This window comes from Kribbella flavida DSM 17836 (genome assembly GCF_000024345.1).
In the GTDB taxonomy this organism is placed as follows: Bacteria; Actinomycetota; Actinomycetes; order Propionibacteriales; family Kribbellaceae; genus Kribbella; species Kribbella flavida.
Genome location: NC_013729.1, coordinates 5,054,363 through 5,076,709 on the forward strand (window position 1 = coordinate 5,054,363; position 22,347 = coordinate 5,076,709).

At 68.8% G+C, this 22,347-nt stretch carries 17 protein-coding genes; 7 read left to right on the forward strand and 10 right to left on the reverse strand.

The window, feature by feature from the left end:
- Positions 1 to 29: 29 nt before the first annotated feature.
- A complete protein-coding gene (locus tag KFLA_RS23235; protein ID WP_148256715.1) occupies positions 30 to 440 on the forward strand; it encodes a hypothetical protein in 411 nt (136 codons plus the stop codon).
- Between the two features lie 83 nt (positions 441 to 523).
- On the opposite strand, the gene KFLA_RS23240 is transcribed toward KFLA_RS23235, so the two are convergent.
- Positions 524 to 1,153 carry a hypothetical protein gene (locus KFLA_RS23240; protein ID WP_012922262.1) on the reverse strand — a complete coding sequence of 210 codons (630 nt, stop codon included), beginning with the start codon at positions 1,151 to 1,153 and terminating at the stop codon, positions 524 to 526.
- Positions 1,154 to 1,284: 131 nt separating this feature from the next.
- Between KFLA_RS23240 and KFLA_RS23245 the strand changes: the two genes are divergently transcribed.
- Positions 1,285 to 2,109: an aldo/keto reductase gene (locus tag KFLA_RS23245; protein ID WP_012922263.1), complete on the forward strand. Its 825-nt coding sequence runs from the start codon at positions 1,285 to 1,287 to the stop codon at positions 2,107 to 2,109.
- Positions 2,110 to 2,284: 175 nt separating this feature from the next.
- Here the strand turns inward: KFLA_RS23245 and KFLA_RS23250 are convergent, their stop codons facing one another.
- Together KFLA_RS23250 and KFLA_RS23255 are read right to left on the reverse strand one after the other, a co-directional pair.
- Positions 2,285 to 4,366 carry a glycoside hydrolase family 3 protein gene (locus KFLA_RS23250; RefSeq protein ID WP_012922264.1) on the reverse strand — a complete coding sequence of 694 codons (2,082 nt, stop codon included), beginning with the start codon at positions 4,364 to 4,366 and terminating at the stop codon, positions 2,285 to 2,287.
- A gap of 117 nt (positions 4,367 to 4,483) precedes the next feature.
- Positions 4,484 to 4,717 carry a hypothetical protein gene (locus KFLA_RS23255; protein WP_012922265.1) on the reverse strand — a complete coding sequence of 78 codons (234 nt, stop codon included), beginning with the start codon at positions 4,715 to 4,717 and terminating at the stop codon, positions 4,484 to 4,486.
- A gap of 771 nt (positions 4,718 to 5,488) precedes the next feature.
- On the opposite strand from KFLA_RS23255, the gene KFLA_RS23260 reads away from it, so the two are divergent.
- A complete protein-coding gene (locus KFLA_RS23260) occupies positions 5,489 to 6,949 on the forward strand; it encodes a P-loop ATPase, Sll1717 family (protein ID WP_041289457.1) in 1,461 nt (486 codons plus the stop codon).
- Positions 6,950 to 7,196: 247 nt separating this feature from the next.
- On the opposite strand, the gene KFLA_RS23265 is transcribed toward KFLA_RS23260, so the two are convergent.
- The 4 genes from KFLA_RS23265 to KFLA_RS23280 all read right to left on the reverse strand — a co-directional run bounded on the left by KFLA_RS23265 (position 7,197) and on the right by KFLA_RS23280 (position 13,617).
- On the reverse strand, positions 7,197 to 7,658 hold the full coding sequence (locus tag KFLA_RS23265; protein WP_012922267.1) for a VOC family protein: 462 nt from the start codon (positions 7,656 to 7,658) through the stop codon (positions 7,197 to 7,199).
- A gap of 215 nt (positions 7,659 to 7,873) precedes the next feature.
- Positions 7,874 to 10,756, reverse strand: coding sequence for a vitamin B12-dependent ribonucleotide reductase (locus KFLA_RS23270; protein WP_012922268.1), 2,883 nt, complete (start codon positions 10,754 to 10,756; stop codon positions 7,874 to 7,876).
- 115 nt (positions 10,757 to 10,871) lie between these two features.
- Positions 10,872 to 11,366 (reverse strand): transcriptional regulator NrdR, encoded by a 495-nt coding sequence (gene nrdR, locus KFLA_RS23275; protein WP_012922269.1) that lies wholly within the window; start codon positions 11,364 to 11,366, stop codon positions 10,872 to 10,874.
- A 361-nt stretch (positions 11,367 to 11,727) separates the two neighbouring features.
- Positions 11,728 to 13,617 (reverse strand): glycerophosphodiester phosphodiesterase, encoded by a 1,890-nt coding sequence (locus tag KFLA_RS23280; protein WP_237706578.1) that lies wholly within the window; start codon positions 13,615 to 13,617, stop codon positions 11,728 to 11,730.
- A 111-nt stretch (positions 13,618 to 13,728) separates the two neighbouring features.
- Here KFLA_RS23280 and KFLA_RS23285 point away from each other — a divergent pair, with 111 nt between their 5' ends.
- Entirely contained in the window at positions 13,729 to 14,679 is a 951-nt protein-coding gene (locus tag KFLA_RS23285; RefSeq protein ID WP_012922271.1) for a nucleoside hydrolase, read from the forward strand.
- A gap of 89 nt (positions 14,680 to 14,768) precedes the next feature.
- Here KFLA_RS23285 and KFLA_RS23290 read toward each other — a convergent pair whose 3' ends face one another.
- Positions 14,769 to 15,248, reverse strand: a complete 480-nt coding sequence (locus KFLA_RS23290; RefSeq protein WP_237706579.1) for a LysM peptidoglycan-binding domain-containing protein — start codon at positions 15,246 to 15,248, stop codon at positions 14,769 to 14,771.
- A 470-nt stretch (positions 15,249 to 15,718) separates the two neighbouring features.
- Here KFLA_RS23290 and lexA point away from each other — a divergent pair, with 470 nt between their 5' ends.
- The 3 genes from lexA to KFLA_RS23305 all read left to right on the forward strand — a co-directional run bounded on the left by lexA (position 15,719) and on the right by KFLA_RS23305 (position 19,032).
- A complete protein-coding gene (lexA, locus tag KFLA_RS23295) occupies positions 15,719 to 16,507 on the forward strand; it encodes a transcriptional repressor LexA (protein WP_012922273.1) in 789 nt (262 codons plus the stop codon).
- 48 nt (positions 16,508 to 16,555) lie between these two features.
- The gene (locus tag KFLA_RS23300) at positions 16,556 to 17,068 is read left to right on the forward strand and encodes a glutathione peroxidase (RefSeq protein ID WP_012922274.1); all 513 of its coding nucleotides are present in this window, start codon (positions 16,556 to 16,558) and stop codon (positions 17,066 to 17,068) included.
- Positions 17,069 to 17,247: 179 nt separating this feature from the next.
- Complete coding sequence (locus KFLA_RS23305) at positions 17,248 to 19,032, forward strand: thiamine pyrophosphate-requiring protein (RefSeq protein WP_012922275.1); 1,785 nt, start codon at positions 17,248 to 17,250, stop codon at positions 19,030 to 19,032.
- A gap of 88 nt (positions 19,033 to 19,120) precedes the next feature.
- Here the strand turns inward: KFLA_RS23305 and ligD are convergent, their stop codons facing one another.
- Positions 19,121 to 20,092: a non-homologous end-joining DNA ligase gene (gene ligD, locus KFLA_RS23310; RefSeq protein WP_237706580.1), complete on the reverse strand. Its 972-nt coding sequence runs from the start codon at positions 20,090 to 20,092 to the stop codon at positions 19,121 to 19,123.
- A 63-nt stretch (positions 20,093 to 20,155) separates the two neighbouring features.
- Positions 20,156 to 22,150 (reverse strand): ATP-dependent DNA helicase, encoded by a 1,995-nt coding sequence (locus tag KFLA_RS23315; protein WP_012922277.1) that lies wholly within the window; start codon positions 22,148 to 22,150, stop codon positions 20,156 to 20,158.
- Positions 22,151 to 22,347: the final 197 nt, after the last annotated feature.

Sequence of the window (22,347 nt, forward strand, 5' to 3'; positions counted from 1 at the left end):
GTCGAAGACTTGCGGCTGCACTGCTGGCCATGGGGCTCCTCACCGCGTGCGGGGAATCCGGCACACCAGCCGGTACGACGCCGGCAGGTTCGAGTCCGTCGGAGGCCGGTCCGTTCGAGGCCAGTTCGACGGCCTCAGCAAGCGCCGCGCCGAAACAGCATGTGATGGTGCTCGAAGTGACCGGGACGGCCAGCGTCGGCCTCACATTCACCCTCGACGGGAAGGTCAGCCAGGAGAAGGCGGTGAAGCTGCCCTGGCGGAAGACGGTTGCGGTGCCGTACGGGACGGGGCGGCATGGATGGGAACTGGCGATGCAGCATCGGGGTGGGACGTTGACTGCGACTGCCACGGTGAACGGCAAGTTGGTGACGCAGACCAGCGGCGCGAGTTCCGGCGGCACCAGCAACACCGCGAACCTGAGCGGCAGCTTCTCGGACTGACGCCTGGACCCCTCCGGCCGACGATCGGCCCCGAACGCAGGCTCTGGCCGCCATGGGGGCAGGACGTGGGGATGCGGGCTACGTCAGCCGGTGAAGGAGCGGAGAGCTCGACGCGACGGCGTGAGCAGGACCGGCTTGTAGGGGCAGCGGGCGTCGGTCAGGGTCTCGTAGGCGCTGATCGCACGGTTGGCGGCGTCCCAGCCCTGCTCGGCCGGGCTCTTGCCGAGGCCGCGGTTGCGGATCAGGGCGCCGTAGAAGGCCGAACAGAAGACGGTCGCCTCGTACCAGCCGACGACCGTGCTGGTGCCGATGTAGGTGATGTCGTCCTGCAGACAGTCGCGGATCGCCCGCTGCCACTTGCCGATGCCGGTCTTGCAGCCGTCGGCGATGACCACGCCGCTCGCGATGCCCCACTGCCGGTCGAGGAACCAGTCGGCGAGCGCGCTCAGCGACACCTGGGTCTGACCGTCGGCGGACAGGAACGACGGCTCCTCGCTGTGGTCACCGTGCGCCATCACGTGCAGCACGGTCGACGGGGTGGTGAGCGCCGAGAACGCCGTCTCGTGGTCGCGGGTGCGGACGAAGTTCACGTCGATGATCGGGTCGTTCCAGCCGGCGTTGACGTTGCCGACGATGCCCTGGACGAACGTCATCGACGCGTCGAACGAGCTGTCCAGGCCGAGGTCGACCAGCGTGATCAGTCGGTTCTTCAAGCCCAACCCCCTCGCGTCCGCAGGGCCTGCCTCGAAGACCCGAACTCATCATCACCCAGCAAGCCGACAGTTTCTCGGCCTGGCGGGTGGATACCGTGGCACGCAGCCGACAGTCGAGGAGAGATGTTTCGATGAGTCCTGTTCCGACCGTCACGTTGAGTCACGGAACCGCCCTGCCGCGGCTGGGCCTCGGCACCGCGCGGATGACCGACGACGACGCCGAGCGTGCCGTCGGCCGGGCCCTCGACTTGGGCTACCGGCTGATCGACACCGCGGAGAACTACCACAACGAGGTCGGCGTCGGCCGGGCACTGAAGGGTGCGCCGCGCGACGAGCTGTTCGTGACCTCGAAGTTCAACAAGCGCTGGCACAGCGTCGACGGCGTCCGGACGGCGTTCGAGGCGAGCGCGGAGAGGCTGGGGCTCGACTACCTCGACCTCCTGCTCATCCACTGGCCGAACCCGGACCAGGACCAGTACGTCGACGCCTGGCGCGGGCTGATCGAGCTGCGCGAGGCCGGGCTGGTCCGCGCGATCGGTACGTCGAACTTCAAGCCGGCCCACCTCCAGCGCCTGATCGACGAGACCGGCGTTGCGCCGGAGGTCGACCAGATCCAGCTGAGCCCGATCTGGGCCAAGCAGCAGGACCGTGAGTTCCACGCCCGGCACAACATCGTGACCGAGGCCTGGAGCCCGCTGGGCAAGGGCAGCGACCTGCTGGACCGCCCCGACGTCGTCCGGATCGCCGAAGAGCACGGCAAGACGCCGGCCCAGGTCGTACTGCGCTGGGAGGTGCAGCTGGATGTCGTCCCGATCCCCAAGTCGTCCAACCCCGAGCGCCAAGCGCAGAACCTCGCCGTCTTCGACTTCGAGCTCACCGACGACCAGATGGCCACGTTGTCCGCACTCGACGGCACCGGGTCCACCCCAGCGGACTCCGATACGTTCGGGCACTAGAGCGGCCGTCGCCGACGGTCAGCGCCACGGTCCGCGGGCCGTCGCCGCATCCTCGGCCTGACGCCGAGCGTCGCCGGCGCGTCTCCCAGCTCCGCGCGGTTGGCGGGGGAACCGGCAGACATGCCCGAGGTCGGCGGCAGGGCTGATCCGAGCGAAGACCAGCCCTGCCACACAGTCAGCGGTGCGTGTGGGTTCGCAGGCCCCAACCGAACGGGTAGAGCGGGTTGTAGTTGCGGTCGCCGACGTTGATCGGTTCCTGGTCGGCCGAGCGTGGCCAGGTGTGCGACAGCTTGCCGGTGAACGGGCGCCTGCCGAACAGCACGTCGGCGACGCCCTCACCCTGCGAGCCCGGCAACCACGACGCCACCAGGGCATCGATCTTGCCGAGCTGCGCCGGCGGGATCACCTGCGGCCGGCCGGACACCACCAGCACGACGCACTTCGCGACAGCGCTGCAGACCTTGTCCACCACGGCTCGGTCCCCCGGCTGCAGGTCGAGACTCTTCGGCTCGCGCGGTACGCCGGCGTCCTCGGGGTCCCAGGCCCAGGCCGGACCGCCGACGTCACCGAAGCCTTCGGCGTACGGCGTCTCGCCGACCGCGACGACAGCGACGTCGCTGCCGGCCGTCGGGGCGGAACCGTCCCTGCTGTAGGTGATCTGAGCTCCGGGAGCGACCTGCTGGATGCCTTCCAGGATCGTGTTGCCGGGCAGCCGGTCGCGACCCGGCGCACCCTGCCAGCTGAGGGTCCAGCCGCCGGCCTGGTTGCCGATGTCGTCGGCGTTGCGGCCGGCGACGTACACCTTGGCGTTCTTCTTCAGCGGCAGCAGACCGCCCGAGTTCTTCAGCAGGACCTGGGACCTGGCGACGGCCTCCCGTGCGAGCGCGCGGTGCTCGGCCGATCCGACGTCGGCCAGGTGGGTCCGGTTCGTGTAGGGGCGCTCGAACAGGCCGAGCTGGAACTTCTTGGTCAGGATCCGCCGGACCGCGTCGTCGACGCGCGCCTGCGAGACGCGCCCGGCCCGGACCTCCTCGAGCAACGTCGTGATGAAGGCCGGTGACGAGTTCGGCTCCATGAACATGTCGATCCCCGCGTTGACCCCGGTGCGGACCTGGGTCGGCCAGTCCCCCGGCAACTGGTGGATGCCCTCCCAGTCGGAGATGACGAACCCGTCGAACCCGAGCCGGCCCTTGAGTACGCCGGTGATCAGCTCCCGGTTGGCGTGCATCTTGATCGGGTTGCCGATGCCGTCCTCGGTCCAGTCGACGCTGGAGAACGACGGCATCACGGTGCCGGTGTCGTACCGGCGTACGGCGGGCACGTACGGCGCCAGGTCGATCCGGGCGAAGTCGCGGCGGTTCGTCACCGTCACGCCCTGGTCGATCGTGTAGTCGCCGGCGGCCGAGCCGAACTCGGTGTCGCCGTCACCCGCGTAGTGCTTCGTACTGGCGAGCACCCGGTCGGCGTCCTTGAGGTCGCTGGTGTGCCGGCCCTGGAACCCCTCGATGCTGGAGGCGAACCGCGTGACCAGGCCGGGGTGCTCGGAGAAGCTCTCGTACGTGCGTCCCCACCGGGTGTCGCGGGCCACGCAGACGCAGGGCGCGAAGTTCCACTGCGGCCCGGTGGCGCGGGTCTCCTTGGCGACGACGTGCGCGATCCGCTCGACCAGCTGGGGATCCCTGGTCGAGCCGAGTCCGATGTTGTGCGGGAAGACCGTTGCCCCGAGCAAGTTCGCGTGCCCGTGCACGGCGTCGACGCCGTACAGGAGCGGGATCTGCAGGCGGGTCTGGAGGGCGTAGGACTGGAAGCGGTCCACCATGTCGGCCCAGGCCTGCGGGGTGTTCGGAGTCGGGACCGAGCCGCCGCCGGACAGCAGCGAACCGAGCCGCAAGCTGGTGATCTGCGAGGGATTGTCGGTGACGGCGGCGCGCTCCGCCTGCGCCATCTGACCGACCTTCTCCTCCAAGGTCATCCGGCGCAGCAGGTCCTCGACCCGGTACCGCACCGGCAATCCGGCCTTGAGATAGGCCTGGCCGGTGTTGCGGATCAGGGTCCGGCCCGCCTGGTCGGTCGCGTACGCCGCGGCGCCGGCGGTCGAGGCGCTGCCAGCGGACACGCTGCTGGCCGGGGCGCCGCCGGTTGCGGGCGGTACGCCGCTGGAGCTGACCGGGGCGACGGTCAGCACCAGGGTGACCGGCACGGCGGCGAGCAGCGCGCGGCGCGTCCAGCTGCGACGAGGTGGTTCGCTCAAACGCATGGTGTGCTCCTCGGGCGAGTAGGAGATAGAGCGCTCTCCGTCACACTCTGGTCATCTCCAGCCGACGTCAAGAACTTGGCCGCAGCGCTGCGCTCAACGGCACCGACCGACTGCGGGTCAGGTGGTGAAGGAGCCTGACCGGGTGCGAGTCGACGCCGTTGGGCTGCGACCCATCCGGATGCGCACCAGCGTCCCGTCCGCGACCGAGAAGTTGCAGAAGGTCCAGCCCTGGTAGTTGGCCGTCGTCGTGTCGTCGAAGCACTCGTGCGCGTCGTACCAGGAGCCGACGCTGCTCTGGTAGAGCTGGATGCTCGCGCGAGCGCTGTACCCGTCCGCCTGATCGTCGTGCACTGCGAGCCATTCTCCGTCGGTGCAGTACGCCGCCGCGCTGAGCCGAGAGTTCGGCAGTTCGCGGGAGGGATTGGCGTGCAGTTCGCCAGAGTGTTCGTGTGGGCAGGTGCAGCCTGCAGCAACGTAGCGCCCAGTACGCCGGCGGCAAGCACGGCGTTGGCACGGGTGGTCGAGACGGGCACGGGCGGCTCCCGGTGGAGACGGATCAGGTTGGACGAGATCCCAGGTCCGACCCGGTCAGCTCAGTTTGGGATGACGGTCGTCGCGCCCCACACAATCGATGCAGATGGCCGCCGCGCTGAGCCGCAAAATCAAGAGTTGCCTGGTGGCGCTGGCCTACTCAGTTCGCGGGCGGGTTCGAATACGAAGGCAAGGCCAGTAGCAAGTTGCACCAATACCGCCGACGCAAGCGCGGTGAGGCACGCGTTACAACGCGAGGGTCCGGTAGTTTCCGGCTGGAACGGGACAGGTCGGAAGCGAACAGGCCGATCCGATCAGCGGCCCGGCGGCGGCCTGGGACAGGAGGTTCACTCACACTCTGTACTCATGCGGGCAGTCTGTCAGTGCTGAGCGAGATTCGCGGAACCGCCAGTCGATCGGCCCAACAGTGACGTAGACAGCGCCAACGGTCGCGTCAGCATGTTCTGCCTTGAGCGGCCCAGGAAGGGCGAGCAACGAACCTGCTGACCGGGGGCTGTTCTAGCCTAGCTCAGGCGTCCGCATGCTGGCATGATAACCAGCGGTACTCAGGCACTCATGTACGGAGGACAATTGCCGAACCACAGGCCCCCCTTCAAAAGCCTCTACTTCGGAGAGGCTGCTGCCGAGGACGAAGCCCTGAAGAGACCGGACCTTTTCCTCAAGAGCTTTGTGGACGTGCGGGATGCCGTGAGACTAGTGAGAGAGGGAGACGCCTACCTTCTCATTGGTCCCAAGGGGGTCGGCAAGTCGAGCTACATCGAGTACCTTCGGCTCTCTCAAGGCGATCAGCACAGAGAGTTCGTGCATCGTGAGGATATCGGTGAGCTCCGCGGGGCGTTGCAGTCTGATACGGAGATCTCGAAGTCCGGTAGTGAACTCACCGAGATCGCCTGGTCAACATGGCTGTGGTGCCGATTGTTCGACTCGCTGATGAAGGACGAGAGTGCGTCCACCCAGGGCGATCCCGACATTGTGCAATTGCATCGAGACCTCCGCTCAACCGGCCTGGCCTCCGGTGATTTTCGTAGCGTGCTCAAGGAAGTTCGGCGAAAGCAACACAAGTTTACCGCACCTAAGGTTTACGAATACTCTACTGAGAGTAGTGGAGCACGCCAGGTTAACCTGATTCAACTGCGTGACCTTCTTGTCCAAATAGTATGCGACGCCCGCACCGACAATCTCCACCTAGTTGCTTTGGACGGTTTGGACAGCGCAGAAATCGGCACCGATGCCTATTGGCGGCAGCTCGCGGGACTACTGCGCTCATGCACCGCTGCGCATCGCCGGCTACGGGAAGCTGCATCGCCGGTCCGAATCTGCCTGCTCTGCCGCAGCGACGTTTTCCTGAAGATCCCTATCCCGGACTCCAACAAAATCCGTCAGGTCTGGGGCGTCGAGCTCGACTGGGCGTATGGTCTCGACACACCAGAGGACTCCTCGCTGTGGGATCTTCTCGAACGGAAAGCCTCGGCAACGCGGAAGACGAAGGTCGACTACCTGGTCGACAGCTACTTCCCTGCGTACATGGAGGTAGGACAGCGTAGAAATGCAAGGCAGATTGAAATGCACCGGTACCTTATGGAGCTGACCAGAGGAACCCCTCGCGACATGATCATGCTGATGAAGAACATCCAGCGAGACCTTTACGAACAACAGGAACTGGACATCGGCCGCGTACGAGCGGGTGTTAATGCGTACTGCAAGAACTATTTCACCGGCGAGATAGCCAACGAAGTGGTTGGGATGATTCCCGGCCAAACTGGGCAAACCACAGTTGGCTTGCTCTCCCGGCTGCCTCAGCGGCAATTCACGCGGGAGGACTACTCGACGCTTATCCGCTCCGCTTCCAGCGAGGCTGAAGCATCCATCGATGAGCAGTTACAGCAGCTATACTTAGCAGGCGCGATAGCAAACATCGGCCAGGAGGGCTATGTTCGCTTCTATCATCGCCGATCGTTGGCCGAACTTGATGTGCGGGGGCCATTCATACTCCATAACGCTCTGACTCTTGGACTGAACCTGCCCTGGTAGCAGCCGCTGTAAAACGTGCGGGTTGGCGAGGATGCATGCTTGCAATCGCCGACGAATGATGAGTCTGCACAATCCACACCCGAGGTGCGGCCCATATTCCACGTCGGTCAGGACCACTATTATGGTGCTTGCAAAGGCGCCTGGACCGGCGTACTACAATCTCGGCGACTGATGCAGGTTTGGCAGCGATTCAGACATCGTCTACCGGCCAGCGAGGCGTCCACGGTGAGCGGACGAGGGGAATGGCTTACGCGGGTCCCCGTCTGACCCGGTCACTCCAGTCCGGGTTGACTGATGTGCCGCCCCAATCCTCCGGGGCGACGTCGGCGAGAGTCTGCGAAAAAGTCCAGTGGTGGCCGGCGAGGTCTTCGGCGCTGTACTGGCGTTCGCCGTACGGGAAGTCGGTCGGCTCCATCGTGATGCGGGCGCCGTGGCGACGGGCCTGCTCGCAGTGCGCGTGGGCGTCCTCGACCCGGACCATCACCGAATGCGTGATCTCATCGGAGCGCGGCGGCCGCCTGTCGTGCCGAACGTCCGCAACGACCACGGCACCGTCCCCGAACCCCAACTGGGCCCGGTGGTCCTCGCCGACCCGGACCCGCTCGACGAAGCCGAAAGCCTTGCCCAGCCAGTCCACCGCCGCGCGCACCTCGGGATAGATCAGCACCGGAACGACCGTCGGCGCCGGCATCGAGCGGTTGGGCTGCATTGAAGCCTCCAGCTGTCGCGACCGGTCAGCCGCGCACCGTGCCGGAGGCGGCGGAGCCGACAGCGTACAGCGGTCGCCGATTCCAGCAGTACGGCGAACGCCAGGCCCGCACACCCAGGCCCGCACACCCAGGCCCGCGCAACCGGGCCCGCACGCGCTGCGGCCCCCGGGGGAAGTGGGAAGTTCCCGGGGGCCGTGGCGCGATCACTCAGGGGTCAGCTGCAGCCGGAGGTGCTGCCGCAGCCTTCGCAGACGTAGCAGGAACCGCTCGGGCGCATCTTGGTGCCGCAGGTGAAGCAGAGCGGGGCGTCGACCGAGGTGCCGGTGATCAGTTCGAACATCTCGGCGGTGGTGCGGACCTCGGAGGTGACCGGCTTGGCCGCCGCGGCCTCGACCGAGGCGTCCTTGAGCTCGGTCTTCTCGGCGACCGGCTCGACGGACTTCAGCGACTCGGCCTCCGACACCTCGACCGGGGCCGGCTCGTAGGAGCCGGTGTCGAGCTGGCGGGAGCGCTCGTCGGCGGAGTAGATGCCCAGCGCGGCCCGCTCGTCGAACGGCAGGTAGTCGAGCGCCAGCCGGCGGAAGATGTAGTCCATGATCGACTGCGCCATCCGCACGTCCGGGTCGTCGGTCAGACCGGCCGGCTCGAACTTCAGGTTGGTGAACTTCTGGACGTAGGTCTCCAGCGGCACACCGTGCTGCAGCGCGATCGAGATCGCGATCGAGAAGGCGTCCATCACGCCGGCCAGGGTCGAGCCCTGCTTGCCCATCTTGAGGAAGACCTCGCCCAGGCCGTCGTCGGGGTACGAGCCCGCGGTCATGTAACCCTCGGCGCCGCCGACGCTGAACGACGTGGTCCGCGACGGCCGCGACTTCGGCAGACGCTTGCGCGTCGGCCGGTACTCGATGACCTTCTCGACGACCGGCTCGGCGACGGCCTCGGTGGCCTTCTTCGCCTTCGCGTCCGCCAGCGGCTGACCGACCTTGCAGTTGTCGCGGTAGACCGCGAGCGCCTTCAGGCCGAGCTTCCAGCCCTGGAAGTAGACGTCGGCGATTTCCTCGACGGTCGCCGTCTCCGGCAGGTTGACGGTCTTGGAGATGGCGCCGGACAGGAACGGCTGCGCGGCCGCCATCATCCGGACGTGGCCCATCGGCTTGATCGCCCGCTCGCCCATCGCGGTGTCGAAGATCTCGTAGTGCTCGGGCTTGAGGCCCGGCGCGTCGACGACGTGGCCGTGCTCGGAGATGTACTCGACGATCGCCTCGATCGTCTCCTCGGTGTAGCCGTGCAGCCGCAGCGCGCGCGGCACCGTCTGGTTGACGATCTGCATCGAGCCGCCGCCGACCAGCTTCTTGAACTTGACCAGCGAGAAGTCCGGCTCGATGCCGGTGGTGTCGCAGTCCATCATGAAGCCGATGGTGCCGGTCGGCGCGAGCACCGAGGCCTGCGCGTTGCGCCAGCCGTTCTTCGCACCGAGCGTCAGCACGTCCTGCCACGCCGCGGTGGCGGCCTTCTGGACGTCCTTGTCGATCTCGTGAATGGTCCGGATCGCGTCGTTGGCCGCGGCGTGCTTGCGCATCACCCGGGTGTGCGCGTCCTTGTTCCGCTCGAAACCGTCGTACGGGCCGACGATGCCGGCCAGCTCGGCGGACCGCTTGTACGACGTACCGGTCATCAGCGAGGTGATAGCGCCCGCCAGTGCGCGACCACCGTCGGAGTCGTAGGCGTGCCCGGTCGCCATCAGCAGCGCGCCGAGGTTGGCGTAGCCGATGCCGAGCTGGCGGTAGGCGCGGGTGGTCTCGCCGATCGCCTCGGTCGGGAAGTCGGCGAAGCAGATCGAGATGTCCATCGCGGTGATGATCAGCTCGACGGCCTTGACGAACTTCTCCGAGTCGAACAGGTCGTCGTCGCGCAGGAACTTCATCAGGTTCAGCGACGCCAGGTTGCAGGACGAGTTGTCCAGGTGCATGTACTCCGAGCACGGGTTCGACGCGGTGATCCGGCCCGTCTCCGGGGTGGTGTGCCAGTCGTTGATCGTGTCGTCGTACTGCAGCCCCGGGTCGGCGCAGGCCCAGGCGGCGTGGCTGATCTTGTCGAACAGCTCGCGGGCGTCGACGGTCTCGATCACCGAGCCGTCGAGCCGGGCGCGCAGGCCGAACTCGCCCTTCTCCTCGACCGCGCGCATGAACTCGTCGGTGACCCGGACGGAGTTGTTCGCGTTCTGGTACTGCACCGAGGTGATGTCGCGGCCGCCGAGGTCCATGTCGTAGCCGGCGTCGCGCAGGACGCGGATCTTGTCCTCCTCGCGCATCTTGGTCTCGACGAACTCCTCGATGTCGGGGTGGTCGACGTCGAGCACGACCATCTTGGCCGCCCGCCGGGTGGCGCCGCCGGACTTGATCGTGCCCGCCGACGCGTCCGCTCCGCGCATGAAGCTGACCGGGCCGGACGCGGTGCCGCCGGAGGACTGCAGCAGCTCCTTGGACGAGCGGATCCGGGACAGGTTCAGGCCGGCGCCGGAGCCGCCCTTGAAGATCAGGCCCTCTTCCTTGTACCAGTTCAGGATCGAGTCCATCGAGTCGTCGACGGCGAGGATGAAGCAGGCCGACACCTGCTGCGGCGAGGACGTACCGACGTTGAACCAGACCGGCGAGTTGAAGCTGAAGTACTGGTGCAGCAGCATCCAGGTGAGCTCGTGCTCGAACACCTCGGCGTCGGCGGCGGTGGCGAAGTAGCCGTGCTGCTCACCGGCCTTGCGGTAGGTCTTCACGACCCGGTCGAGCAGCTGCTTGAGGCTCCACTCGCGGTTGTCGTGCCCGACCGCGCCGCGGAAGTACTTGGTGGTGACGATCGTGGACGCGTTCACGCTCCAGTAGTCGGGGAACTCGACCCCGCGCTGCTCGAAGACGGTCTCACCGGTCTTCCAGTTCTGCTGCACGACGTCGCGACGCTCCCACGTCACCTCGTCGTAGGGGTGAACACCCTCGGTCGTGAAGATGCGCTCGATGGTGAGTCCCGCGGGCACGTTCTTCCGCCCGCGGAACCCGGCCGCCGACCTCTTGGTCGGCCCCGAGTGGCCGGTCACCGTCTCTGTCATGGTTGCTCCTCGCCCTGTGTCTGCACTGCCGCGGTCTGTCGGGACCGCCCCGTTGGGTGCTGCTTCGCCGCTGGTGCTGCCGTACTGCGGTCCTGCCGGTGCTGCTGGTTCCCCGTTACGTCTGTGGTGCCGCGCTCTTCGGCGCGGGCTCGGTGCCCTGGGGCTCCTTCTCGGCCCGGAGCAGCGCGATCTCGGTCTCGAAGTCGTCGGCGGACTCGAACTGGCGGTAGACGCTCGCGAAGCGCAGGTACGCCACCTCGTCGAGCTCGCGCAGCGGGCCCAGGATCGCCAGGCCGACCTCGTGGGCCGGCACCTCCGGCGAGCCGCCGCCCTTCAGCGCGTCCTCCACCTGCTGGCCCAGCCGGGCCAGCGCGTCCACGTCCACCGGCCGGCCCTTGCAGGCCTTGCTCACGCCCCGGATGACCTTCTCCCGGCTGAACGGCTCGGTCGCGCCGGAGCGCTTCACGACCGTCAGCTGCATCTGCTCGACGGTGGTGAACCGCTTCTCGCAGACCGGGCACTGGCGCCGGCGGCGGATCGCTCCGCCGTCCTCGGCGACCCGGCTGTCGACCACGCGGGAATCGCTGTGCCGGCAGTACGGACAGTGCACGACGAATCACTCCTCCCGTAGCCGCTGACATGGCGACTCTGTGGATCGACCTGGGGACAACCTGTGTACGACTTGTGGGTAACCAACCACTACCTGTGGAAAATTACACCCGTGTAACCACTACATCTAGGGATGCTACGTCGCTGCTCCGACAGTTTGCAACAACGGTGGAATCTCGCGCGCGTCTCTTTGTTCCAACACCCACGCGGCCCCGTGTACTCCCGCGTGGCGCCATAGCGGAGGCCTCGCGGAGGCGCAAACTACCGCCTGCGACGCGCCCTCCCGGGGCCGGATCCGGGCATGCGAAAGCCGCCGCTCCCCCGCGACGAGCACGGGGCAGCGGCGGCTTGTGGTGGCGCGGTCAGCCTGCGGCGAGAGCTTTCGCCTCGGCGACGATCTGCGCGCGCCGGACGGCGGTCAGACCCGACGCGGCCGGCGTCCCGGCGTACACCGCGAGGACGGCGTACTGGCGGCGGCCGAGCAGGGTTGTCATGGTCGACACGGCCGACTGGGACGCACCGGAGGTCAGGACGAGGTGGGCCAGACCGGTCGGCGTCGCGACGATGGTGAAGCGTGACTCGACCGCGACGCCGGTCCCGGCCTGGGCGGTGATGACGTGCTCACCAGCCGGCAGTGACGTGGTGTCCAGGGCGGCGCCGTTCTCGACCGGCTTGCCGTCCAGGGCGATCGTGACCGGCTGACCCGCGTTCACGGCGACCCGCAGCTGCTGGGCCCGGTCGACCTTCTGGCCGGCGGCGGGGCTGAGCACGACAGGCTTGGCCCGCTGGAGGAACGCGGTGTTCCAGCCGTACAGCTCGGCCGGGCGGTTCGTGATGATGCCGTCGACGCCCGCCTTCTCCAGCGCTTCCCAGCGCGCGGCGTCGTCGACCGTCCAGACGTTCACGGAGACGCCGGCCGCGTGCAGCTCGGCGACGATGCCGGGCCGGGTCCGGAACGCCGCGTCCGAGGGGTTGTACGCCGACAGACCGAGGTCCTTGGCGATCGCGACCGGATCGGGGTCCAGGGTGCTGCGCAGCAGGCCGAGCGGCAGCTCCGGGGCCAGCTCGTGCATCCAGCGCAGGTGCTCCGGCTCGAAGCTCTGGATGAAGACGCGGCTGGTCATCGCCCGGGTGCGGATCTCGGTGACGATCCGGGCGACCGACTCCCGCGTGTGTACGCCCTTCACCTCCAGCAGCAGGTTTCCGCCGCGGGACTTCAGCCCGTCCAGCTGCTCGCCCAGCGTCGGGACCCGCTGGCCGGCGAAGGCCGGAGCGAACCACGAGCCGGCGTCCAGGCCGGCGACCTGCGCGGCGGTCAGGCTACGGATGGCGCCGGTGCCGTCGGTGGTCCGGTCGACGGTGGCGTCGTGCAGGATCACCGGTACGCCGTCCTTGGTCGGCTGGACGTCGTTCTCGATCCACTCGGCCCGCGCCCGGCGGGCCACCTCGTCTGAGGCCGCGGTGTTCTCCGGCGCGGCGCTGGATCCACCGCGGTGGGCCCACACCCGCAGCGGGTCGCCCGCCTTGCGGATGAACGACTCCTTGGGGAGCGGAGTCACCTTGAGGTCGTCGAACGACACGGTCGCGCCGTTGACGAGCAACGCCTGACCGCCGGTCGTGCTGCGGTTGACCATCGTGGTGCGGAGCGCTTCACGGCCTTCGACGTACCAGGTGGCGCGGGTGCCGCGGACCTCGACGGCGACGGAGACCTGCTTGCCGACGCCGACCTGGACCGGTGCGGCCGCGGTGTCGGTGACGTTCCAGGTGTTCGATGTGGTGCGTTGAGCGAACTCCAGGCCGTTCGCGGTCGTCGATCCGTTGCGCAAGGTCGCGATGGACCACGGCACCGCGCCACCGGCCGCGACGTCGAGGCCGAGCGCGACCCAGCGGCCGCCGTCCAGGGCCGACTCGAAGCGCAGGCGGCTCTCGATCCGGAAGTCGGTGAGCGGAGTGCCGAAGGTGATCCGGCTCAGCTGGCCGGAGGACGTGGACGTGCCGACCAGGCGGCCGTCCTGGACCTTCCAGCTGCCGTCGACGGCGTTCCAGCCGGTCGGCAGCGCGGTTCCGTCGAAGGTCTCCTCGACGGTGGGGGTCTCAGCCTGCGCCGACGCTGGGACGGCGGCAGCCTGGTCGATGGCGTCGGTGCGCAGCGGCTCGGCGACGGCGTTCGGCGTACTGAGGACGGCGGTGACAGTGGCGCTCGCGGCGAGGGCGGCCAGCACTGCACGAGGACGGCGTGAAGTGAGCTTCATGGTCACCGACCGTAGGAAAGCCACGCGAACAGCACTAGAGCCGGTGATGAATTGACCACCAACGCGCGGTGGACCGGGCCGGTGACTCCGCCGATGCGTGAGGATGGCGGCATGAAGCCGGTCATTCTGGACGTCGACACCGGGCTCGACGACGCCTGCGCCCTGCTGCTCGCCGCGCGGCACCCCGACCTCGACCTCAAGGCCGTGACCTGCGTCGGCGGCAACGTCGGACTGAACGAGGTCGTCGTGAACACGCTGACCGTGCTCGACGCGGCCGGGCGCCCCGACGTGCCGGTCGGCCGCGGTGCGGCACTCCCCCTGCTCCAGCCAGTGCGGGCCGCACCCCACGTGCACGGAGTGGACGGCCTCGGCGACGTCGACTGGCCGAAGTCCACCCGTACGCCGGACAGCCGGCACGCGGTCGAGCTGTTGCGGGACGTGCTGGCAGAGGCCGCGGAGAGCGGCGAGCTGATCACCTTGGTCCCGCTGGCGCCGATGACCAACATCGCGCTGCTGCTGCGGACCTATCCGGAGGCAGCCGAAGGGCTGCGGGAGATCGTGTTCATGGGTGGGGCCGCCGGGATCGGCAACGCGACGGCGTCGGCGGAGTTCAACATCTGGACCGACCCGGAGGCGGCCGCGATCGTGCTCGCGGCGGCCGGCGAGCTCGGTGTACCGGTGACGATGTACGGGCTGGACGTCTTCTACGGCGTACCGATCACGCTCGACGAGGCGCGCGGGCTGGGCGGGTCACCGTCGGCGGACCTGGCCCGGCGGCTGATCGAGAAGCGGAGCGCGTTGTACCGGGCCGACGCGGCGAGCATCGGCGACGGCGGTGCGGTGTGCGCGGTGATCGATCCGGAGGGCCTGACGACGCAGCCGTTCCCGCTGCGGGTCGAACTGGCGGGGAGCTGGTCGCGCGGTCGGACGATCGTCGACACCCGCGATTGGTCCGGTGACCTGACGTCGGATCCGCACGGGGCGTCGCCCACGGTCGTGAAGGTTGCCACTGCGGTGGACGGCCGGCGCTACGCCGATCTCTGGTTGTCGACGGTCAAGTAGACGACCAGAGCGCCGGGACCTCGCGATCCTCGCCGGATGGACAGAACGTCGCCGCAGCCTTCGGTCTCGTCGCGCAGGCGGGCGCGAGGTCAGCGGACGGGGACCTCGATGATTCGTCCCGGGATCACGTCGGCGGCGGTGCGGAGATCGTTCAGGTCGGCGATCTGCTCGACGACGGCGGCCGGGTCTCCGCCGGGATTGGTGGATCGGGCGATCGACCAGAGGGTGTCACCGGCGCCGACCTCGACCTGAACCGTGCGGGTGAACTGCTGCTCGGGCTCCAGAACGCCGGCCACGCGCAGCCCCAGCACGGCGACGGCCGCACCGAAGACCAGGATCGAGAAGGCGGTCAGCACGGCCCGGCCGCGGCGGGTCAACTGCAGCGCCGAAGGCTCGATCTCGGCCGCCTCGTGGCGGCGAGCGGCCGCGCGACGCCCGGCCGGCTGGTGGACCCGGGCCTGCGCGGGACGGCCGACGTCCGGACCGGCGCAGGCCCGAACGTTCAGCCGGTCGGTCGTCGTCCCGGCGATTCGGCGACGACCCGGAGCCTGCGGGCCGGGGTCCGCCACGACAGGAGGCACGGGGTGTCGGCCGACCGCGGGCACGCCCACCTTCGGGGCACGCGTGGTCGGTGCTTCCGTTGCCGGAGCCGCTGTGCTCATCGGATCCTCCAGACCCTGGTCCAGATCTCGTGCTGCGCTGTCGATCTCTGTCTACCGGCCGCCTCCGACAGTTTCCGGCGAGTACTGCCCGGAGCTGCTGTCCGCGGTCTGCGGCGACCGACCCGAACACCTGTTCGATCGAACGCCTGTACGAATGATTAACCGCCAGCCGCTCGGTGCGCAACTGTTGCAACCCGGACACGCCGGAGAAATTCCCGGCCCGAGCCGAGCTCTATAACCCGACACACGAACAAACGTGCGAACCGACACGCCTTCGAACAGATGTTTGAAGAATCTCAGAATTCGGTCTAACGTCAGGGCAGTCGACAAAGCAAGGCCGTGCTCCGCCGCCGGCCCGACCCGAGGAGTAACCACCGATGGCCAGGACGCCGAGCGGTTCCAGCAAGGACGAGCGCCGGAGCGCGGCGCGTACCCGGGACACAGCCGCCCCGTCCGTGTCCGAGCTGCCCGACGGCCCGGCCGACGCGACCGGCCTGACCCCGCGGCAGCGTCGGGTGCTGGACGTCATCCGCGACTCGGTGGACAGCCGCGGCTACCCGCCCTCGATGCGTGAGATCGGCGAGCGGGTCGGCCTGACCAGCTCGTCGTCGGTGTCGCACCAGCTGCGCGTGCTCGAGCAGAAGGGCCTGCTTCGCCGCGACCCGAACCGGCCGCGCGCGATCGAGGTCCGCTATCCGGGCGAGGTGGCCGACGCGGCGGCGCGGCGCGGCTCGGTCGGCGCGGTACGACAGACGGCGTACGACGAGACCGGGGCCGGCGACGCGCACCCGGCCGCGGCGTACGTGCCGGTGGTCGGCCGGATCGCCGCCGGTGGCCCGATCCTGGCCGAGCAGGACATCGAGGAGGTCTTCCCGTTGCCCAAGGCAATGGTCGGCGAAGGCACGCTGTTCATGCTGCGGGTCAAGGGGGAATCGATGATCGAGGCCGCGATCTGCGACGGCGACTGGGTCGTGGTTCGCCAGCAGCCGAACGCGGAGAACGGTGACATCGTCGCTGCCATGATCGACGGCGAAGCGACCGTCAAGACCTTCAAGAAGACCGAGAACGAGATCTGGCTGCTGCCGCACAACCCGGCCTTCGAGCCGATCGACGGCCACGACGCCACCATTCTCGGAAAGGTCGTAACAGTTCTGCGCCGAGTCTGACATGTCAGACGACGCGCGAACTCCGGCGTGTCGTGTCAGCATGGAATTATGACGACTGTCTATGACTTCAGTGCCCAACGGATCGAAGGCAATGAACAGTCTCTTGCCGACTTCCGCGACCAGGTGCTCCTGGTGGTGAACACCGCCTCGCAGTGCAGCCAGACGCCGCAGTACAGCGGTCTGCAGAAGCTCTACAAGACGTACCGCAAACAAGGCTTCTCAGTGCTCGGCTTTCCCTGCGACCAGTTCGGCCACCAGGAGCCCGGTGACGAGAACGAGATCGCGAACTTCTGCTCGACGATCTACCACGTGACGTTTCCGATGTTCGCCAAGATCGACGTGAACGGGTCGAAGACGCTGCCGCTGTACAACTGGCTCAAGCGCGAGGCCGGTGGACTGCTCGGCGGGCGGATCAAGTGGAACTTCACCAAATTCCTGATCGGTCGCGACGGCCAGGTGATCGCCCGGTACGCGCCGGCGAACACGCCGGAAAAGCTCGCCGGCAAGATCGAGGCGGCGCTCGCGGTTCCGGCCCCGAGCAGGCGCGATTCCGGCGACTGACCGGGAATTGCCCGCGACCAGCGAAAGTCGTCAACCGCAGCGCGCCGGATCGATGGCTGAGCAGCCCATCGGCCGGCAGCCGTTTGACCGCAGGGACCTCAGGGCACCGAGCGCGTGTCCCCGGAGGAGGTCCAGATGACGAGTTCCGTGCGCACATCCGGCCGAGGCGCTGAGTCGCGATGACCCGCCTGGTCGCCGACGTCGTCGTCGAACGGTTGCGAACCTGGGGTGTCCCCCGCGTCTTCGGGTACACCGGAGACGGGATCGACCCGCTGCTGGCCGCGTTCCACCGAGCCGGCGGGGACCCGGCCTTCGTGCAAACCCGGCACGAGGAACTGGCCGCGCTGATGGCGACCGGCCACGCGAAGTACACCGGACAGCCGGGCGTCTGCGTTTCCACCCAGGGTCCCGGGGCGATCCACCTGCTCAACGGCCTGTACGACGCGAAGCTCGACCGGCGTCCCGTGGTCGCCTTGGTCGGCCAGGTCGTCTCGACGGCGCTCGGCAGCGGCTATCTCCAGGAAGTCGACCTGCATGCGTTGTTCAAGGACGTCTGCGGTCAGTACCTGCAGACCGTCTTCCAGCCCGAACAGCTGCCGATGGCGCTCGACAACGCGTTCCGAACCGCCATCGCCACCAGTACGCCGACCTGCCTGATCCTGCCGCACGACGTCCAGCGGGCTCCGGCCGCCGACGACCTTCCACACAGCCACGGCGTCGTGCCGTCGTCCGCGACGACAGGACAGCCGCCGCGGATCGAGCCGGACCAGGACGCCCTGCGGGAGGCGGCGAAGGTTCTGCAGGCCGGACGCAAGGTGGCGCTGCTGGTCGGGCGTGGTGCCGCCGGAGCCGCCGACGAGATCGCCGAGGTCGTGGACCTGCTCGGCGCCGGAGTCACGACCTCGCTGCTGGGCAAACCACTGCTGGACGAGCGCATCTCCTGGCACACCGGCGTGATGGGCCATCTCGGCACCACCGCGAGCGCCGAACTGCTGAACGGCTGCGACACCCTTCTCATCGTCGGCTGCAACGACCCGTGGACCGAGTTCTACCCGCAGCCCGGCCAGGCCAAAGCGGTGCAGATCGACATCGACGCACGCATCGTCGGCAGCAAGTACCCGGTGGACGTCGCCGTCGTCGGGGACACCGTCGCCTCGCTGCGCGCGCTGATCCCGCTGCTTCGGCGCACCGACGACCGGAGCTGGGCCGGGCAGATCACCGAGAGCGTCAGCAAGTGGCACGACATCTCGGCCGAGCGAGCCGACTCCCCGGCCGACCCGGTCAATCCCGAACGCGTGGTCCGCGAACTGTCCGACCTGCTGCCCGCCGACGCACGGGTCGCCGTCGACGTCGGGTCTGCGACGTACTGGTACGCGCGGCACCTGGTGCTGCCGGTCGGCGTACCGGCTCATCTGTCCAGCTACCTGGCGACGATGGGGTGCGCGCTGCCCTACGGCATCGCCGCAAAGCTCGACGCGCCCGACCAGCCGGTGGTGGCACTCGTCGGCGACGGCGCAATGCAGATGAACGGCCTGCTCGAACTGATCACGCTCGCCGACCAGTGGCGTCAGTGGGCGGACCCGCGGTTCGTCGTTCTCGTCCTGCACAACCAGGACCTGAACGAGGTTTCCTGGGAGCAGCGGGAGATGGAGGGCGACGGCCGCTACCCCGCGTCCCAGCGGGTGCCGGAGTTCCCGTACGCGGCGTACGCCGAGCTGCTCGGGCTGCGCGGTCTGAAGGTCGAGCAAACCGATCAGATCCGGCCGGCTTGGCAAGCGGCGTTGACCGCCGACCGGCCGACGGTGATCGAGGCGCTGGTCGATCCGGGGGTACCGCTGCTTCCGCCGTACCTGCCGCAGGAGAAGCTGGACAAGGTGCATGCGGGTCTCGACCAGGAGGACGACGGCAGCGGGGCCCGGCAGCACGTGCTCCGGCAGGTCGCCACCGAGAACTACCTCGACTAGGGCACGCCTTCGGTGCGCCGAGGTGTCGTGCCGAGCGCGCGCAGCAGGCTGCTAGGCAGTGACGCCGGCCGCCCAGGAAGTCAGGCCGTCAGACGAGCACCGACTCGGGATCGATGTCGAGGCGGAGGCCGCGCCAGACCGGGTGGCGAAGGCGGCCATCCGCGGCCCAGCCGGAGTAGGTGACCTCGGCGACCAGCAGCGGGTCGAGCCAGTGCGCAGCGCGCCGGTCGGTGCCGGGGATGGAGGAGGCGTCGAAGGGCGGCCGGTCGATCTCCAGGCCGGCCAGCTCCGCGCCGAGCAGGTCGAGCATGGCGAAGTCGAGGCCGGAGCCGACCTTGCCGATCAGGACCAGGTCGCCGCCGGGCTCGGCGTACGCGCCGCAGTAGAGCGAACCGATCCGGCCGGCCCGGTTGCCCTCCCCCGGATGCCAGCCGCACAGCACGACGTCGCGGGTCAGGACCGGCTTCACCTTGATCCAGTCGGAGCTGCGCTTGCCCGGCAGGTAACGCGACTTGCGGCGTTTGGCGACCACACCTTCCAGGCCGGTGGACGCCGACAGGTCGAGCGCTTGCTCACCGTCGGGATACGCCTGCGGCACCTCCCAGAACGGGTCGTCGATGTCGAGCGACTCGAGCAGCGCCCGGCGCTCGTCGTACGTTGCCTCGAGCAAGGACTTGCCGTCGAACCGGAGAATGTCGAAGACGCGCACCGACACCGGGACCTGGACGACCAGCTGGGCCAGCTGGCGCGGATCGCGGACGTGCATGCGCCGCTGCAGCAGCCCGAACGACGGGGCGCCGTTCTCGTCGAGGGTGACGATCTCCCCGTCCAGCACCGCGGGCAGTTGCAGCCCCGGCGCCTCGGCCAGGCCCAAGAGCTCGGGATAGCCGCCGGAGACGTCCCGGCTGTTGCGCGACCAGAGCCGGCAGCCGTCGGCGTCCACCTCGGCGATCACCCGGATGCCGTCCCACTTCAACTCGTACGCCCAGTCCGCGCCGGTCGGCATCACCCCGAGCGCGGCCATCATCGGCAGCACCGGCGGCACGGTCGAGGGACTCACGCGCTCGCCCGTCCGGGCGCGGCACAGCGCGTGGCATGGACGAACAGGGACGCAGACATGGCCTCAGTCTTGGAGTCGTTTCAGGGCGCCGAGCACCTTCTCACGATCGGCCGTCGGCCACATCGGAGGCAAGGAGGCGCGCAGGAAACCGCCGTAGCGAGCGGTGACGATGCGCGGGTCCAGGATCGCGACGATGCCGCGATCGGTGGTGCGGCGGATCAGCCGGCCGGCGCCCTGGGCCAGCAGCAGCGCGGCGTGCGTCGCGGCGACCGCCATGAAGCCGTTGCCACCCGCTTCGTCGACGGCGCGCTGCCGCGCCGCCATCAACGGCTCGTCCGGGCGCGGGAACGGGATCCTGTCGATGATCACCAGGTTGCAGGTCGAGCCCGGCACGTCCAGCCCCTGCCACAGCGACAACGTGCCGAACAGCGAGGTCTCCGGGTCCTCGATGAACTCGCGGGACAGCTCGCCCAGGTGCGCGTCGCCCTGACAGAGGATCTTCAGGTCGGTCGCCTCGCGCACCGCCGCGGTCGCCGCCTCGGCCGCCCGGCGGGAGGAGAACAACCCGAGCGTGCGCCCGCCGGCGGCCGTGACCAGGTCGACGATCTCCTCGAACTGCCGCGGTCCGAGGCCGTCACGGTGCGGCGGCGGCAGGTGCTTGGCGACGTACAGGATCGCCTGCTTCTCGTACTCGAACGGGGAGCCGACGTCCAGCCCGCGCCACGGCAGCGGCCCGGTCTCGGAGTCGTCGTCCAGCGACGGCATCTCGTCGTCGTCGGCGAGCTTGTCGGCCGGGCGCAGGCCGACCTGGCGGGCGATCGCGTCGAAGTCGCCGCCGAGCGTCAGCGTCGCCGAGGTGAGCACCGCCGTCCGGTCCTTGAGCACCAGCTCGCGCAGCAGGCCGGCAACGGTCAGCGGCGCGATCCGCAACTCCTTGCCGAACCGGTCGCGGTCCACCAGCCAGACCACGTCGAGCGCGTTCAGCGCGGCGACCCGTTCGGCGACGTCGAAGATCTCCTTCACCGCGCCCTTGGACTGCCGCTTGGCACCGTCGGGGTCGTCGTCCTTGTCGTCGGACTTCTTGTTCAGGTCGGAGTAGACCGCGCGGGCCGCGTCACGGACCATCGCGGCGGCCTCCAGCACCGGCGCGTTGGCGGCCTCGATCCGGCCCTCGCGGGACTGGTCGAGCGCGGCCCGCAGCGCGTCGGAAGCGTCGATCAGGTCGTCGGCGTGGTCGTCGTCGACGAACCGGCGGGCCCGCTTCGCCGCCCGCTCGACCATCTGCGGGGACAACTCGTCGCCGGCCGCGCCGGTGACCCGGGCCGGCAGCTCGTGCGCCTCGTCGACGATCACCACGTCGTGCTCGGGCAGCACCGTGCGGTTCTCGAACGCGTCGATCGACAGCAACGCGTGGTTGGTGATCACGATGTCGGCCTTGCGGGCCTGCTCCTTGGCCTTCTCGGCGAAGCACTGCTCGCCGTACGGGCACTTCTGCGCGCCGAGGCACTCCCGGGCGGCGATCGCCACCTGCTGCCAGGCCTGGTACTGGTGCGAGGGAGCGTGGTCGCGGTCGCCGGCCTCGCCGTCGGTCAGCTGCTGCTCGGCCCACTCGCGCAGCTCGACCACCTGCTGGCCGATCGGGCCGGCGGGCGGGACGTCGACCAGCATGCCGTCCTCGTCCGGCGCGCCCTCGCGGATCCGGTGCAGGCAGGCATAGTTGTTGCGGCCCTTTTGGATCGCGTACGACGGGCGGCGGGGCAGCAGCTTCTCGGTGGCGTCGAGCAGGGCCGGCACGTCGCGGTCGACCAGCTGGGACTGCAGTGCCAGGGTCGCCGTCGAGACGACGACGCGGCGGTTCTCCACGGCGTGCACCAGGGCCGGGACCAGGTAGCCGAGCGACTTGCCGGTGCCGGTGCCGGCCTGGATCAGCAGGTGGGACCCGTCGTGCATCGACTGGTCCACCGCCTCGGCCATCTGGACCTGGCCCGGTCGTGTCTGACCGTTCAACCCGGAGACCGCGGCCTCCAGCAACTCCCGCACATCAACACCCACCGCCACACCCTAGCCGGGTCGGCGGACAGAAATCTCCGACGGCTTCAGGAGCTGTGGACAGACCCCGGGAAAGTACTTCGCCCTGTCCCGCCCGCTGCGCGGACGGGACAGGGCGATGAAGGAAAGCGCCAGGGCGGCGAGCCGCCGGCGGGCTCGAGGGCACCGAGGCGGCGAGCCGCCGTGAGCCCGACAGCGCCGGTGAG

Excerpts from the sequence above, each read along its gene's own strand:
- KFLA_RS23235 (WP_148256715.1), top strand. The coding sequence starts at position 30 with ATGGGGCTCCTCACCGCGTGCGGGGAATCCGGCACACCAGCCGGTACG.
- KFLA_RS23245 (WP_012922263.1), top strand. The coding sequence starts at position 1,285 with ATGAGTCCTGTTCCGACCGTCACGTTGAGTCACGGAACCGCCCTGCCG.
- KFLA_RS23250 (WP_012922264.1), bottom strand. The coding sequence starts at position 4,366 with ATGCGTTTGAGCGAACCACCTCGTCGCAGCTGGACGCGCCGCGCGCTG.
- KFLA_RS23265 (WP_012922267.1), bottom strand. The coding sequence starts at position 7,658 with ATGCAGCCCAACCGCTCGATGCCGGCGCCGACGGTCGTTCCGGTGCTG.
- KFLA_RS23270 (WP_012922268.1), bottom strand. The coding sequence starts at position 10,756 with ATGACAGAGACGGTGACCGGCCACTCGGGGCCGACCAAGAGGTCGGCG.
- KFLA_RS23280 (WP_237706578.1), bottom strand. The coding sequence starts at position 13,617 with ATGAAGCTCACTTCACGCCGTCCTCGTGCAGTGCTGGCCGCCCTCGCC.
- KFLA_RS23285 (WP_012922271.1), top strand. The coding sequence starts at position 13,729 with ATGAAGCCGGTCATTCTGGACGTCGACACCGGGCTCGACGACGCCTGC.
- lexA (WP_012922273.1), top strand. The coding sequence starts at position 15,719 with ATGGCCAGGACGCCGAGCGGTTCCAGCAAGGACGAGCGCCGGAGCGCG.
- KFLA_RS23300 (WP_012922274.1), top strand. The coding sequence starts at position 16,556 with ATGACGACTGTCTATGACTTCAGTGCCCAACGGATCGAAGGCAATGAA.
- KFLA_RS23305 (WP_012922275.1), top strand. The coding sequence starts at position 17,248 with ATGACCCGCCTGGTCGCCGACGTCGTCGTCGAACGGTTGCGAACCTGG.